Genomic DNA, 15,997 nt, shown 5'->3' with positions numbered 1-15,997 from the left:
ACACATTAACCACGAATGTTAATACATAAAGATGAAATGCAAAAATGTCCGATGAAATACACATTTCAAAATTAAAAAAATCCCAAACTCCTCACAGGAATTTGGGATTTTTATCTTGCTAATTAAGAAAATTACATTTTCATTAACCAGTTTTTCATCGAAACTTCGTTTTCAATAATAGCTCTTAATTCGCTAATCTTAACACGATCTTGTTTCATTGTATCTCTATGACGAATAGTTACTGTTTCATCTTCGATAGTCTGGTGATCTACAGTAATACAGAAAGGAGTTCCTAATGCATCCTGTCTTCTGTAACGACGACCTACAGCATCTTTCTCATCATAAGCAACATTGAAATCCCATTTTAAATCTTCGATGATTTTTCTTGAAATTTCTGGTAATCCATCTTTTTTAACCAATGGTAAAACTGCTGCTTTTGTTGGCGCTAATACTGCCGGTAATTTAAGTACTGTTCTTGATGAACCGTCTTCTAAAGTTTCTTCTTGCAACGATGTTGCAAAAACAGCCAAAAACATACGATCCAGACCTACAGAGGTTTCTACCACGTATGGTACATAGTTTTCATTTAATTCAGGATCAAAATATTGTAATTTTCTTCCTGAGTATTCTTCGTGTGCTTTTAAGTCAAAATCGGTACGAGAGTGAATTCCTTCCAATTCTTTAAATCCGAATGGGAAATTAAATTCAATATCAGCCGCTGCGTTTGCGTAATGCGCTAATTTTTCGTGATCGTGAAAACGGTAATTTTCTTTTCCTAATCCTAAAGACAAATGCCATTTCAAACGCGTTTCTTTCCAGTATTCGTATGATTTCATTTCTTCTCCCGGACGCACAAAAAATTGCATTTCCATTTGTTCGAATTCACGCATACGGAAAATAAATTGTCTTGCAACAATTTCGTTTCTGAACGCTTTACCCGTTTGAGCAATTCCAAAAGGAACTTTCATACGACCCGATTTCTGAACATTCAGGAAGTTTACAAAAATACCCTGAGCTGTTTCCGGACGTAAATAAAGATCCATTGCAGACTCTGCAGAAGCTCCCAATTTAGTTCCGAACATTAAGTTGAATTGTTTTACCTCAGTCCAGTTTCTTGAACCGGTTTCAGGATCAGCGATTTCAAGCTCTTCAATTAAAGCTTTAACATCGGCTAAATCCCCGTTTCCTAAAGAACGTCCTAAACGCTCTCTAATTTCTTTTTCTTTAGCCAAATATTCAATTACACGAGCATTTGTAGTTACAAATTCTTCTTCGTTGAATGCATCGCCAAAACGAGCTTTTGCTTTTTCGATTTCTTTTTTAGCTTTCAGATTAATTTTTTCAGCAAAATCTTCTACTAAAACGTCAGCTCTATATCTTTTTTTAGAATCTTTATTGTCAATTAACGGATCATTGAATGCATCAACGTGGCCTGAAGCTTTCCAGGTTGTCGGGTGCATCAATATTGCCGCGTCAAGGCCGACAATATTTTCATTCATCTGAACCATTGATTTCCACCAATATTCACGAATATTCTTTTTTAATTCGACACCATTTTGTGCATAATCATACACTGCACTCAATCCATCGTATACTTCGCTCGACGGAAAAATAAATCCGTACTCTTTTGCGTGCGAAACCACATTCTTAAATAAATCGTCTTGTTTTGCCATAGTGATGCAAAAATATAAAAAGTACGTTGAAAAAAAAGAAAAATTACAAAGATTGAAGCTTTGATTTGGTTATTTTTGTAACTAAATTCTTTCTATTTGTGTTTAATTATATAATAAATCTGTTTTTCCCTAAAGTTTGCTCCGGATGCCGATCGGTTTTGATGACAAATGAAAGTGTTTTGTGCACCATTTGCCGACATGAATTACCGCTTACTCAATATCATTTAGATTCTAATAACGAAGCCGTTAAGAAGTTCTATGGAAAAATCGAGATTGAACACGCATCCGCTCTTTTGTATTTTAATAAAAAAGGCATCGTTCAGGAACTTATTCATAATTTAAAATATAAAGGTCATGAAGAAATAGGGACTGTTTTGGGCAATTGGTATGCCGAAGATTTAAAAGAACTCAAACTAAAAAAACCATTTGATGTTGTTATTCCGGTTCCGCTTCATTCAAAGAAACTTAAAGAAAGAGGTTATAATCAGGTTACTACTTTCGGAACAACTTTGGCTGATGCTTTACATCTAACTTTTGATGCTTCTGTTTTATATCGAAAGCGTTACTCAAAAACGCAATCAAAGAAAAACCTTTTAGGCAGATCTGAAAACATTGATTCTATTTTTGATGTTCATTTTTCAGAAGCAAATCACGATAAACATTTTTTAATTGTTGATGATGTTTTAACAACCGGAGCCACGCTTGAGGCTTGTGCCCGTGCATTATTGAAAATTCCGGGAGCAAAAATTAGTATTGTGTGCATGGCAATGGCGCATTAATCAGGAAAACCTTTTAAACAAAAATTCCAAATTCTGATCAAATCGCTGTTTGACTGGAATTTGGAATTTGAGATTTAAAACTTTTAAAACCGTTTAGTTCACTATAATTTTCCTTACGGTTCTTTTATCTCCGTCAATTACAGAAATAAGATATATTCCCGAAGAAACATTTGGCAGCTGAATATTTTGACTAAACTGTTTTGTTGGCGGATAGGTTTTTAAATATACTTGTTTGCCTAAAATATCATGTACATAGATCTTTATTTCTGACAATGAATCGCTTTTAAACTGGATATTGAAATTTCCTTTGTTTGGGTTTGGATAAAGATTAAAATCTATTTTATTAAAATCATCTGAATCTAAGGTAAAGGTCTGACTACAAATATTTATCGAAGCTGAATTTATCGTTCCAAACTTTCCAACCACAGCATCTCTTACTTTAAAAGTCCAGGTTCCAGCAGGACTTTGACCATTAAATACACTTAAAAAATCTACCGGAATAACAATTTGCTGCGTTGTTTTGTCGCAATCTAAAGCAACTCCCGAATCATCAAACTGAAGTACCAAAGTGGAATTTTTTCCGTCGCAGCTTTTATTAAACAATTGCACAACTGTTCCCTGAGGGTTTACAATTTGGATTTCTAGATCTGAAAGATTCTCATGTGTTACATTGATTAAAACATTTACATCTGAAATTGTAGCGTCAGATGCCGGAACTGTTACTGTTTTTGTCACAAAAGTTGTTGTATTCGGAATCGAAAATGAGCTTCCAAAACTATATGAATTACAAGATGTAGTTGCTGTATAACCTATTGCAAAAGCTTTTTTGTTTACGGCGTAATAGATATTACCCGTTGGCTGAATCATGATTCTGCAATTTTTTGAAGATGGTACACTCGTTGGAAGAACAATAACTTCGGAGCCATCATTTGGTGTATTTGCCACTAAAGTGATTGGAAAAGTTACGCCGCCATCTGTAGATAATTTAATATCAACTGTAGATGAACCTTGCAAAGTATTAGTATTATTTACATTCCACGTAACGGTATTACTCAATCCCTGTGTCCAACTCACATCATCATTAGCTTGTGATGTAATTTCAAACGGTCCGGCTGAAGCAGAAACATTTACAATCATTTCATCTGTACTGGTCTGACCTGCACCATCAGCGGCATTATCTCTGCCCGTTAAGGTAAAATGCAACGTTCTTGCAATAGACGAAACAGACTCCCAGGTTGTTGTTAATCTGTTCTGAATAACAGAGTTAAAACTAGGCATATAACGTATCAAACTACTACCTGGAACAACAGATCTAAACAAAGGCCCGTCAGGTTTTGTTGGATAAGCTTTACTATTTTCATCAGATGTAGTTGTTGCATTATCATATTCTTCCCAGTTATAAGTTACAGTATCTCCTTCCGGATCAGACCCTGTACCTGTTAAAACAAATGCGGTACTAATAGGAATTGTGTAATCTGAGCCCGCTTTAACCACTGGCGGATTATTGGTAATTGCTGTATCTACAGGGCAACTTTTTGTGGCCAGATTATTCTGAATTTGTAAAATACTGGCATAAGCAAAATAATCGTCTGAGTTATCCTGAACATCATAATCTGTAATTCCGGCATAACCCATAATAGTAGATCCGCTCCCTGGTTCTACATTTACGCTTGTTCTTTCTCCACTATCATAAGAAAAAGTATGCATTGCCCCTAACTGATGACCAAATTCATGCGCTACAAAATCAATGTCAAATGTATCTCCCTGAGGTTTTCCGTTAGATGGAGAAGTATAAGCACTTCCTTTTCCTAAAGGTTCATCAGTGGTTGGATTATCACAAACGCATCCAATACATCCGGCATTTCCGCCACCGCCCGTGGCACCAAATAAATGCCCAATATCATACCCGTTATTTCCTATAACCGACGTCAAAGTATTTTGCAGTTCGCTATTCCATGGTCCTTTTACTCCGTCCTTTGCTATAGAATAAGGATCTGTTGTTGCATCTGTATAAATTATATCATCATTATTTGCAATCAACACTAATCTTACTGCCAAATCTTTATTAAATACACCATTTACTCTTGTCAATGTTGCATTCATCGCGTTCAGTGCCTGAGCTTTTGATCCTCCAAAAAAAACAGCATATTCCCCAGTACAAGATAATGCCAAACGCAATGTTTTAAAAACCTTTGCATTCGATGTCGTTTTTCCTGTTTTTGCAGAAGCTGTTAAATTATTCTTTTTGTCTTCTGTTTTACAAATCATTCCTCTTGAAGCCTTATCACTTTGGGTAAATAAAACATACTGAGACTTATCATCCGGATTTTCTTCGATAAACTCCGTCGATTTATCAGCACGGAAAACCATGGTTTGCATTCCGTAAGGCGAAACACTAAAATGAATTTTTGCTGTTTTATCATCTACACCTGCTCCTTCATAAGCTCTAATTTCAGGATATTTTGCCTGCAATTCCGGTTCAAAGTTTGAAGATTCCCAAACCGTAAACTTTTCCAGACCTCCATTAAGGTTCGGAATTGTAATTACAGTATTTGTCTTTTTCGATATAGCGCTCGTAACCGGAGATAACTTCGCCCGCAGGTGTTCTGAATTTAATTTATAATACAATTTTTCAGAATCCGCATCATTTATCGTTTTACTTAAAAAAGTATTCGGACTTGTTTTTTGCCATAAATCATCGCTTTGAGCATGTATATTGGCAAAGGAGAAAATAAATAATATAAAAAGTAATTGTTTTTTCATATTCAGGGTCACTTAGAAAGATCAAAATTAAAAGAATTAAATCAAATTCTTACATATAAACGACATTTAATGCTTTTTAATCGACGAGTTGATTTATTTTCACAAAAAGTAAGATAATCTCAGTAAAAATCAATTGAGCTTGGTATCAAATTCAAAATAGATAGTATAAATTTGCACCATCTTAAATTATTTGTTTTGAAGCTCTTTCATTCTATAAACGATTTCCGTTCAACCAAGAAAACTATTTTAACTCTTGGAACCTTTGATGGCGTGCATATTGGTCACAAAAAAATTCTTGAACGAATTAATCAGAACACCGAAAACGGCAAATACGAAAGTTTGGTACTTACTTTTTTTCCGCATCCAAGAATGGTTTTGCAGGAAAAATCAGAAATAAAACTTTTAAACACTATTGGTGAAAAAACAAAGCTTCTGGAAGAAACAGGAATAGAAAACCTTATTATTCATCCTTTTAATGAAAGCTTCTCAAGACTTACTGCCGAAGAATTTGTGCATTCTATTTTAGTAGATCAATTTCATATTCAGAAAATAATTATTGGACACGATCATCGTTTTGGCAGAAACAGAACGGCTAATATTGATGATTTAATTGCTTTTGGAATTGAATATGGTTTTGAGGTTGAACAAATCTCAGCACAAGAAATTCAGGATGTTTCTGTAAGTTCTACAAAAATCAGAAAGGCACTTACCGAAGGAAACATGACCCTGGCCAATGAATATCTTGGTTATGCTTATTTTTTATCCGGTACAGTTGTAAAAGGAAAACAACTGGGAAGAACAATTGGTTTTCCAACGGCAAATATTGAGATTGAAGAAGACTATAAACTGATTCCTAAAATTGGTGTTTATGCGGTTAAAGCAATAGTAGACTCGAAAGAATTTTTCGGAATGATGAACATTGGCTTCAATCCTACTGTAAACGGTCAAAAGCAAACTATCGAAGTTAATCTTTTTGATTTTGATGCTGATATTTATGGTTCAAAAATCGAAGTTTCATTGTTGCATTATCTTCGTGAGGAACAAAAATTTGGTTCGGTAGAATTACTGAAAGCGCAGTTAAATCAGGACAAAATTGATGCTTTAAAATGTATTGAACAACTTTAATAAAGTTCTAAAAATACTTTTCCCGTTTTTTAAATCATCGTAGTTATTTTTTTAGTAAATTTGATATAGAACTCTGTTTTTCAAATATTTACTATTAACTTCTTTAAAAATAACCACTATGAAATTACCTAAAGAAATTACCAACGGGTTTCTGATATTCCTCGGAATAGGCATTTATTTTTTATTGATGAATGTACTTGGTCTGGCAGATTTATTCTATTTACGTACACTAAATGTATTTTTTATCTTTTATGGCGTAAACAGAACTATGCAAATGAACCTGCATGAAGGTGAAACCAATTTTGTATCGAATGCTGTTTCTGCAATGGCAACTTCTGTGGTTGGCGTGGCGTTGAGCATATTCGGATTACTAGTTTATAGTTATGCACGTGGCGGAGACGCATACGTAAAAACACTATCTGCAACTTTTATGTTTGGAGGAAATCCTTCTGTACCAACTTATTGCATTTGCTTATTGTTTGAAGGAATTGCGTCCTCTGTAATTGTAACTTTATTGATGATGCTCTATTGGAACAATAAATATGTAGCCGATTAATATTTCACATAAATCATAACATTTAGCACTCTAAAATCATAAAAAAGTATAATTCTATGATTTTAGAGTGTTTCTTTTTTGAAAATCACTGACAAATATTCATTTACAAAATTCAGCATTGGTTGATTAGAACAAATTAACTATTTTTGAGGCTTCAAAAACAATGTATTCATGAGCATTACAAAACACAATTGGACTAAAGACGAGATAATCGCCATATATAACAAACCCTTGATGGATCTTCTATACGAAGCTGCAACCATTCACAGGCAAAAACATGATCCTAACGTAGTTCAGGTTTCAACTTTATTATCTATTAAAACCGGAGGATGTCCTGAAGACTGTGGTTATTGCCCGCAAGCTGCACGTTATAACACTGGAGTTGAAGGAAATGATTTAATGAGTGTAAGTCAGGTTAAAGCTCAGGCTTTGCGTGCAAAATCTAGCGGATCTTCTCGTGTTTGTATGGGTGCTGCCTGGAGAAATGTAAAAGATGGTGAAGAATTTGATCAGGTTTTAGAAATGGTTCGTACCATTAATAAACTTGACATGGAGGTTTGTTGTACACTTGGTATGATTACCGAAAATCAGGCACAACGTTTAGCTGAAGCCGGTTTATATGCTTACAACCACAATTTAGATACTTCTGAAGATTATTATAAAGATGTTATTTCTACTCGCGCTTTTGAAGACCGTTTAGAAACTATCGAAAATGTTCGTAAAACCAATGTTACGGTTTGTAGCGGAGGAATTATCGGAATGGGAGAAAGTATTGAAGACAGAGCAGGAATGCTTGTAGCGCTTTCTACTTTGAATCCGCAACCGGAATCTGTGCCAATTAATGCTCTGGTTGCTGTTGAAGGAACTCCAATGGAAGATGAAAAACCAGTTGAAATCTGGGAAATGATCAGAATGGTGGCTACAACAAGAATTGTTATGCCGGAAACTCAGGTGCGTTTATCTGCTGGTAGAACAAATATGAGCCGCGAAGGACAGGCAATGTGCTTTTTTGCAGGTGCTAACTCAATTTTCGCGGGAGATAAATTGCTTACTACTCCAAATCCGGATGTTCATGAAGACATGAAGATGTTTGAACTTTTAGGATTAAATCCACAAAAACCATTTACAAAAGTTTCTCAGCCAAAAACAGTTGAGGCAGAAGATTCTCAGTTTGCTGCGCTTGGCGAAAAACCAAAATGGTCAAGACCGGGACATACAATCGAGAAAAACCTTGAACATTCGATTAAATCAAAAATTTAATTAATAGAGTTAATTCAACTTTATAAATATATTTAAATTGCTTACAACCTGTGTTGTAAGCAATTTTTTTATTTTAAAGAGATGAATTTAAAGCAAATCGAAAGGGTAAAAAAAATCTCAAAAGCTGATTTTGTTTCCCGATATGTAAAAAAACAAATCCCCGTTGTTATTGAAGAACTAACCGAGGACTGGCCCGCTTATCATAAATGGAAATTATCTTATATAAATGAAATTGCAGGCGATCTTACTGTCCCTTTATACGATAATCGGCCTGTAAATCATAAAGATGGTTTTAATGAAGCTCATATCAAAATGAAAATGAGCGATTATATTACCCTTTTAGAATCAGAACCTACTAATTACCGTATTTTTCTTTATAATCTAATGAATGAAGTGCCAGTGTTAAATAACGACTTTAAATGGCCTGAAATTGGATTGAAGTTGGTAAAACAAATGCCGATGTTGTTTTTTGGCGGAGAAAACGCAAAAGTCTTCATGCATTTTGATATTGATTATTCTAATATTCTGCATTTTCATTTTCATGGAGAAAAACAGTGTATGCTTTTTGCTCCCGATCAGTCAAAATACATGTACAAAGTTCCTCATGCTTTAATTTCAAGAGAAGATATTGATTTTGATAATCCGGATTATGAAAAATTTCCGGCTCTAAAAAATGCTTCAGGTTACATTACCAATCTTAAACATGGCGAAATGTTGTACATGCCGGAAGGATACTGGCATTATATGAAATATTTGACTCCCGGTTTTTCTATGAGTCTTCGGGCTTTTCCCAAAAATATAACCAATCTCTCCAAAGCCGCTTATAATGTTTTTATTATGCGTTATTTTGATATTATAATGCGAAAATTTAAAGGTCAAAAATGGATTGATTATAAAAATGAAAAAGCAATTAGCAATACGCATGAAAAGTTGCAAAATACTTTTTAAGTGTTGTATTTCTATTTTCTACTATTGTTTTTTCCATCAAAACCTGAACCTCATCGCATAAATTTACAATTTGCAACTTTATTGCATTTACATTCTTTTATCGCATTAAAAAACAAAAAGCCCTCAGACAGAGAGCTTTCCTATAATTTACCTTAAAACTTTAGACCGCTTCTAATAAATTGAGATAGTCATACTTTTTATAATCTTCTATGTGGGCAGTTTCTTTTTTTAGCTCAAGCATTTCATTTTTCAGCTGAACTCTAAACCATTGATCTGGTTTAGTATGCGAAAAAGTACTTAATTTCAATGCCACCTGTGCATTTAATTTTCTCTCGCCCGAAAGATATTTATGAAGGTTACTGTCTCGCATTTCAAAATGGGTCGCCAATGTTTTTTTAGAAAGATTAAGGGCTTTCAAATACATCTTTACAAAATCAAGAATTTTTAAAACCTCTGTTTCATTCTCACTCTGAATATAATCTTCCAATTTATATTGAATAGAAAGCAATTGATTCTTTAATATCTGTTCTTTGGATTGTTTGGCAGAATGTGATTTAATTATTTCTTTTAAATCAGCTTTTTTCTTGTCGTTCCAAATATCGCTAATCTGAATTTCTTTATTTTTCATATCCATTAATTTAAAAACTCTTTAATTAATTTTTCACCACCAGAAGGAGGAATAATCATTGTTGTTTCTCCATATCTAAGTGCATAATAATTTGTTGAATAAACAGCCATAAGTTTTGTTTGATCTTCCTGTTCTTCTTCTATAACATCAAAAGCCAAATAACCCAGATAATCTCCTTTACCGCATTTAAAACTCAGTCTGCACGCGAATGCAATTAAAGAACCTGCTACTCTTTCATACTTCTTACTGTCTCCTCTATTATGTGGGGCAACTTCAACAAAAGCCATATAAGGTTCAATTTTGCTTTTCATTTCAAAAATGAGGCATCCTTCAATTACATCCGGAGTTTCTTCACTGACTAAAATATAAGTTTCATAGCGTGTTTCTTTTGAATGTTTTCTAAAATTAAATCTCCATCCCTCTGTTATCGAGGGCAGAATTACTTTACCTAACTTAACATCGATAATCCTCGCATTTACCAAATCGTTTGATCTAGCTTTCAGTATTTTTACATTCATTATCTAAAATAATTCGTTAGGCAAATATACAACTTAATTATACAAATTGTACAATTATTTTACACCTATTACCAGACAAAACACATATTTTCAAGATATTTTTTATCTTTGAAAATCAGACTTTTTAATCGGAATAGCTTTATCTTTGAGCTCGTAGAAAAATAACAATCATTATGGAACAGAAAATTCATCAGGGAAGAAACGTAAAACGTTTCAGAGAAATGCTTAACATAAAGCAGGAAGGGTTAGCTTATGATCTGGGCGAAGAATGGAACCAGAAGAAAATTTCTATGCTGGAACAAAAAGAAGTGATTGAAGATAATCTGCTTAAACAAATCTCAACAGTATTAAAGATTCCTCTTGAAGCTTTTCAGAACTTTGATGAAGAACAGGCTATAAATGTAATTTCGAATACTTTTGGAGATAATGCTTGTGTTGGAAATCCTAATTCTACATTCAACTTCAATCCTATTGAAGAGGTAAAAAAACTTCACGAAGAAAAAATTGCTTTGTTTGAGCGCATGCTGAAAGAAAAAGATGAAATGATAGCGAGAATAGAAAAATTAAAAAGCGATTTGAAATAATTTCAAAAAGCTTCAAAATACTTATTTAAAAAAAGCAGTCAGGTTTTTAGAACCTGACTGCTTTTTTCATTTTGATTAATAAATTACCTTTTGTACTGTTGTGCTTCCGTTCTCCAATGTTACTTTTACCAGTAAAACCTGGGCTCCAGCATGCATATTTGGTATTTGCAACTCTAATGCATTAATATCTTTTGTTTTATAAATTAGAGTACCATTTACATCATACACCGAAATGCCAGACAGTAATTCCTTTTGTGATCGCACCGCAATCACTTTATCTTTTGTAGATATTAAAATAGTATTTGTGGGATTTTCAAAATCTCCGGTTCCGAGTGTTTTTGCATACCGAACCACAAATCGGTCTAAAAAAGTTCCGATTGCTGTTGTGAAGGTATATCCTTTCTTTTGCAGATCCTGCATTGTATCTGTCTTTGTATCCTCAAGAAAAATAGCATGCGTACTTAAATCACCATCTGCATGATCGATTGCAATTGTAAATTCGCCCGCAATGATAGTTCTGTATCCCAGAGAAATCGTATCAGACTCCAAAAAAGGTAAGGCACGACCTTGTACTACCAGTTTTCTATCTTCATTAATACTATAAAAATCCAGGTATTTATTTCCGTCTACAGTTAGTCCATCATAATTATTGTCCCATCCATTTGTTGCGCCTTGAACATAACCAACTAAAATTTGCTTGAAAGCTCCTTGTGTATTGGTCAGATTAATCCAAACACGATGTCTTTCAATATTCTCTTTGTTTGAATTTACGGTTTTAAAAAACTGACTGTTATTCCCGGGAACGCGCATTGCATTGGTAAAAACAGCACTTTGAGTCGTTTTAGAATCCACAAAAAAGGATTGACCAGCCGCAATATATCCTAAAGGAGGATTTTGATTCCCTGGTGTCGTTGCACCATCTCCATGCATTTGACCCGCTGTTGTGCTTCCTGTTAGATTGTAAATTGCATAATCATCTGTAGTATAGTTATAAATTGCATTACCCTGAACATCTTTATTTGGAGCAGAATTGTGTGTCCAAAAATATAATGTACCGTACAAATTACTTGAATTGCTAATTATAAACTGATCTGCATAAATTGCCGACGGATAAGGGTTTCCAAGCAAATATGATTTTTCGGCAACTGGTATTGGTACCGTAATTGTTCCGTTATTAGGAACTCCAGTAAATGTTGCATTATAAATAACTGGTGTATTGATATCAAAATTTTGTGGGGCCCGCACAATATAACCATTACCTGCAACCATTGGAGCTGTTCCGCCATAATTAATCTGCCAGCCACTTACTGCATCGTATTTATAATATTTGTCTGCTAGAGTATTTGGAGATAGCTCTTTTAGTGTAAAAGCTGGTGTACGGGTAACCGGAGAAGACCAAAAAGTAAAATCATAGCGTCTAACCGGAGTTGTGTTTCGCTTGTATGTTATATTTCCTGTATTGGCTGCACTATTTACTTGTACCAAACTTGCATTATTCTCAAAAATCAGTTTTCCACCATTGTTTGTAACCGAATTGTCAATTGTTAAAGTATGATTAGAATTAACCGTAACCTCAACTCCTGAATTTACGGTACAAGAACAGCCACTTAAATTTCCGTTAGTCTGATAATTTCCTGTAAACACAATCGCATCGGTAGCAACTGGCGGAACTCCTTTTGACCATACAGAACCGTCCCAAACATTCGTAACTGGTGCTTTAATTTCAACGGAAATTGTTGACAATGAAGGACAACTCGCCACCTGATAAATCGTAAAAGAATAATTTCCCGGTACTAAATTAAGTACAGTATAATTATTTCCTGAACCCGTATAGTTTTGAGAAGATGTTCCCGTTTGTGCTATTGTCCAATTTGGTACGCCCTCTAAACCATTTAACACAATGCTTCCCGTAGGATTTATACATGTTGGTTGTACCACAGTTCCTATCAAAGGTGGTGCCGGTTTGGCATCAATATCAATTCTGGTTTCTGTTGCAAATTCTTCAGCACAAGTTCCGTCTTTCACAACTGCTCTATAACTTGTACTTACCGCTAATATTCCAGGTTGATAGGTATTAGTGGTATTACTTATTGACTGCCAGACATAAGGCAAAGCCTCTGCATATTCCCAGCGAACAATTGTACCTGTATAACCATTTACTGTTAACAACGGACTTGGGTCACCACTACACACATGCGATCCTCCACTAACTACTCCGGGTACTGTTTTTGTCACTGTTGTTAAACTGGTCGCGTCTAAAACCGCCGAACATCCTTTTGAAGTATAACGTACCTTTACCGTTTTATTTCCGATTGTATTCCATTGCAAAGTTACGGTATTACTTAAATTAGTTATTCCTCCTGAAAGTATCGTATAGTCACTTCCTGCTGTTCCGGAAACCGACCAAATATAATTTGACTGTCCTGATTGCGTTGTATAAGTGACACTGGTATTTACACAAACTGATGATGCCGGTTGTACATCAAAAACAGGAACAGGAATTTGATTTACTGTTACTGTGGCGGCTCCACCTGTAAACCCAGAATTACGAACACAAGTATTGGCTCCCGTAACAGAAACCAAATTATAAACCGTTGATGTATTAATCGAAGTGGTAAATGGCGTAAAAGCTACACCGCTCACTACACCAGTTGCCGAACGATTTATACCATTATTTTCTGTGTAAACAATTGTATAAGGACCTGTACCTGCCGTAGCAGTAAATATTAATTGCGGAGAACCACTATCACAAAACGGCCCATTTGCAGTTAAACTTCCCTGAGGCAAAGGATTTACAGTTACTGTGGCGGCTCCACTTGTAAATCCAGAGTTACGAACACAGGTATTAGCGCCCGTAACAGAAACCAAATTATAAACCGTTGATGCATTAATTGAAGTGGTAAATGGCGTAAAAGCTGCACCGCTAACTACACCAGTTGCCGAACGATTTATACCATTATTTTCTGTATAAATAATTGTATAAGGACCTGTACCTGCCGTAGCAGTAAATATTAATTGCGGAGAACCACTATCACAAAACGGCCCATTTGCAGTTAAACTTCCCTGAGGCAAAGGATTTACGGTTACTGTGGCGGCTCCACTTGTAAATCCAGAATTACGAACACACGTATTAGCGCCCGTAACAGAAACCAAATTATAAACCGTTGATGTATTAATTGAAGTGGTAAATGGCGTAAAAGCTACACCGCTCACTACACCAGTTGCTGAACGATTTACACCATTATTTTCTGTATAAACAACGGTATAGGGACCCGTACCTGCTGTAGCAGTAAATATTAATTGCGGAGAACCACTGTCACAAAACGGGCCGTTTGCAGTTAAACTTCCCTGAGGCAAAGGGTTTACTGTTACTGTGGCAGTCCCACCTGTAAATCCAGAATTACGAACACACGTATTAGCACCAGTAACAGAAACCAAATTATAAACCGTTGATGCATTAATTGAAGTGGTAAATGGCGTAAAAGCTGCACCGCTCACTACACCAGTTGCTGAACGATTTACACCATTATTTTCTGTATATACCACTGTATAAGGACCTGTACCTGCTGTAGCAGTAAATATTAATTGCGGAGAACCACTATCACAAAACGGCCCATTTGCAGTTAAACTTCCCTGAGGCAAAGGATTTACGGTTACTGTTGTTGGAGTAGAAAAAACCTCATCGCAAGCACCATTTTTTACCGCAGTTCTAAATTGTGTAGTTTCTGTTAAAGCTAAAGAAGTATAACTAGTTGTTGTATTTACAATATCTGTCCAGACTGAAGCTGAATTAGCCATCGATTGCCATTTAGTAACCACTCCTGTATTGCCACCCAATGAAAGAGATGCACTTGTTTGACCACTACAAATTGTAGTTCCTCCTGTAACAGCTCCAGCCACAGTAGCCGAGAATACCGTTATATTTGCATAATTATTAGTAGTAGAAGAGCATACGCCAGATTTTAAATTCGTTACTGTTATTCTGCTTGCGCCAACTGTAGTTAAACCAGTTGCAGTAAATTTTCCAGTTCCGGCAACTGATACCGTCATTGTAGCCGATCCAGATGTTGTAATTGGATTACCACGCCCGTACGTAACCGTATAAACGCCAATTGGCAATGAGGCAGCTGCAGTTGTAATGGTTACTTCGGAAGTCCCCGAAGTTGCACAAACATTATCTGCAGTAACCCCAACCGTGGCAGTACCGGAAATACTATAAGTAGGACAAACATACGTTACCTTAACCTGACCGGCAGCCCCATTACCACCAAGCTGGGCAGCAGCCCCTGAACAATTTATTGCCCCACTTCCTCCTCCTCCCGGAGGGGTACCGGCATTTCCGGGAAAACTGGCTAAAAGTAAGGTGGAAGCCGCAGCACCACCATTTCCTCCATTCGGACTATTACCGCCTTTTCCGGAAGCGAGTAAGGCTGCTATTAAAACGGCATTTCCGGCATCACCAGCTGTACCCGATGTTTTTACAAGATTTCCTATTGAACCCGAAGCAGTACCTCCTGCTCCTCCTGCCGGTTGATTTCCTGTGGTATTTGCGGTTCCTCCTGAACCACCTAATGCTAAAATACTAGTTTCAAAACCTAAAATAGTAGAACTCTCACCCGTAGTTCCGCTTATAGCTGTTCCTGTAGTTTGTTTACCTACTATGGCATTTAATGTATTACCAGCAACTACAGTAATAGTTCCTTTTGCATAAGCACCGCCACCACCACCGCCTGCACTTCTTCCTGTTGTTCCAAGAGCGCCACTTGCACCTCCTCCGGCTCCTCCGGCTCCCCAGGCTTCAACAGTTACTGAAGTTATTCCAGCCGGAACTTCTAATGATCCGTTTGATGTAAATGTATGAGGTGGTTGTGCAAATATTGGAATTGAAAATAATAGAAACAATAAAGCCAGTTTTCGCTTCGAATTAAAAAATAATGCTGAATAAAATTGATAAATTGCTAAAGATTGAATAAGAAACCACAAGCAAATTAAGCGTTTAAGTAAGTGTTTTTCCATCTCATGACATTTAAATATTAAAATTTCAGTTCAAACTCAAATGAAAATCCTTTTAAAAATTTAAAACACCTCGTATTAGAACAGAGATATTAAATAACCATCAGAATGGTTAAAACAGAATAAAAAGCAATTTGCTTTTGGAGATAT

At 35.6% G+C, this 15,997-nt stretch carries 11 protein-coding genes; 6 read left to right on the top strand and 5 right to left on the bottom strand.

Annotated elements, in window-relative coordinates:
- Positions 1 to 131: 131 nt before the first annotated feature.
- Entirely contained in the window at positions 132 to 1,673 is a 1,542-nt protein-coding gene (locus KHA98_RS19565) for a glycine--tRNA ligase (RefSeq protein WP_213259588.1), read from the bottom strand.
- 98 nt (positions 1,674 to 1,771) lie between these two features.
- Between KHA98_RS19565 and KHA98_RS19560 the strand changes: the two genes are divergently transcribed.
- A complete protein-coding gene (locus tag KHA98_RS19560; RefSeq protein WP_317192583.1) occupies positions 1,772 to 2,452 on the top strand; it encodes a ComF family protein in 681 nt (226 codons plus the stop codon).
- 93 nt (positions 2,453 to 2,545) lie between these two features.
- Here the strand turns inward: KHA98_RS19560 and KHA98_RS19555 are convergent, their stop codons facing one another.
- On the bottom strand, positions 2,546 to 5,215 hold the full coding sequence (locus tag KHA98_RS19555) for a zinc-dependent metalloprotease (protein WP_213259587.1): 2,670 nt from the start codon (positions 5,213 to 5,215) through the stop codon (positions 2,546 to 2,548).
- 195 nt (positions 5,216 to 5,410) lie between these two features.
- Between KHA98_RS19555 and KHA98_RS19550 the strand changes: the two genes are divergently transcribed.
- The 4 genes from KHA98_RS19550 to KHA98_RS19535 all read left to right on the top strand — a co-directional run bounded on the left by KHA98_RS19550 (position 5,411) and on the right by KHA98_RS19535 (position 9,104).
- Positions 5,411 to 6,340, top strand: coding sequence for a bifunctional riboflavin kinase/FAD synthetase (locus tag KHA98_RS19550; RefSeq protein ID WP_213259586.1), 930 nt, complete (start codon positions 5,411 to 5,413; stop codon positions 6,338 to 6,340).
- A gap of 118 nt (positions 6,341 to 6,458) precedes the next feature.
- Complete coding sequence (locus tag KHA98_RS19545) at positions 6,459 to 6,896, top strand: hypothetical protein (RefSeq protein ID WP_213259585.1); 438 nt, start codon at positions 6,459 to 6,461, stop codon at positions 6,894 to 6,896.
- Positions 6,897 to 7,067: 171 nt separating this feature from the next.
- Positions 7,068 to 8,156 (top strand): biotin synthase BioB, encoded by a 1,089-nt coding sequence (bioB, locus tag KHA98_RS19540; protein ID WP_213259584.1) that lies wholly within the window; start codon positions 7,068 to 7,070, stop codon positions 8,154 to 8,156.
- A gap of 81 nt (positions 8,157 to 8,237) precedes the next feature.
- Positions 8,238 to 9,104, top strand: a complete 867-nt coding sequence (locus KHA98_RS19535) for a cupin-like domain-containing protein (RefSeq protein ID WP_213259583.1) — start codon at positions 8,238 to 8,240, stop codon at positions 9,102 to 9,104.
- A 160-nt stretch (positions 9,105 to 9,264) separates the two neighbouring features.
- Here KHA98_RS19535 and KHA98_RS19530 read toward each other — a convergent pair whose 3' ends face one another.
- Together KHA98_RS19530 and KHA98_RS19525 are read right to left on the bottom strand one after the other, a co-directional pair.
- Entirely contained in the window at positions 9,265 to 9,732 is a 468-nt protein-coding gene (locus KHA98_RS19530; protein WP_246522442.1) for a helix-turn-helix transcriptional regulator, read from the bottom strand.
- 5 nt (positions 9,733 to 9,737) lie between these two features.
- Positions 9,738 to 10,250, bottom strand: a complete 513-nt coding sequence (locus KHA98_RS19525; protein ID WP_213259581.1) for a hypothetical protein — start codon at positions 10,248 to 10,250, stop codon at positions 9,738 to 9,740.
- Between the two features lie 173 nt (positions 10,251 to 10,423).
- Between KHA98_RS19525 and KHA98_RS19520 the strand changes: the two genes are divergently transcribed.
- Positions 10,424 to 10,834, top strand: a complete 411-nt coding sequence (locus KHA98_RS19520; RefSeq protein WP_213259580.1) for a helix-turn-helix domain-containing protein — start codon at positions 10,424 to 10,426, stop codon at positions 10,832 to 10,834.
- 75 nt (positions 10,835 to 10,909) lie between these two features.
- On the opposite strand, the gene KHA98_RS19515 is transcribed toward KHA98_RS19520, so the two are convergent.
- Entirely contained in the window at positions 10,910 to 15,850 is a 4,941-nt protein-coding gene (locus tag KHA98_RS19515; RefSeq protein ID WP_213259579.1) for a T9SS sorting signal type C domain-containing protein, read from the bottom strand.
- Positions 15,851 to 15,997 lie beyond the last annotated feature (147 nt).

Source organism: Flavobacterium branchiicola (genome assembly GCF_018383905.1).
Taxonomy (GTDB): domain Bacteria; phylum Bacteroidota; class Bacteroidia; order Flavobacteriales; family Flavobacteriaceae; genus Flavobacterium; species Flavobacterium branchiicola.
Note: the sequence above shows the minus strand (reverse complement) of the source record. Positions and strands in the feature narration are given on the sequence as shown.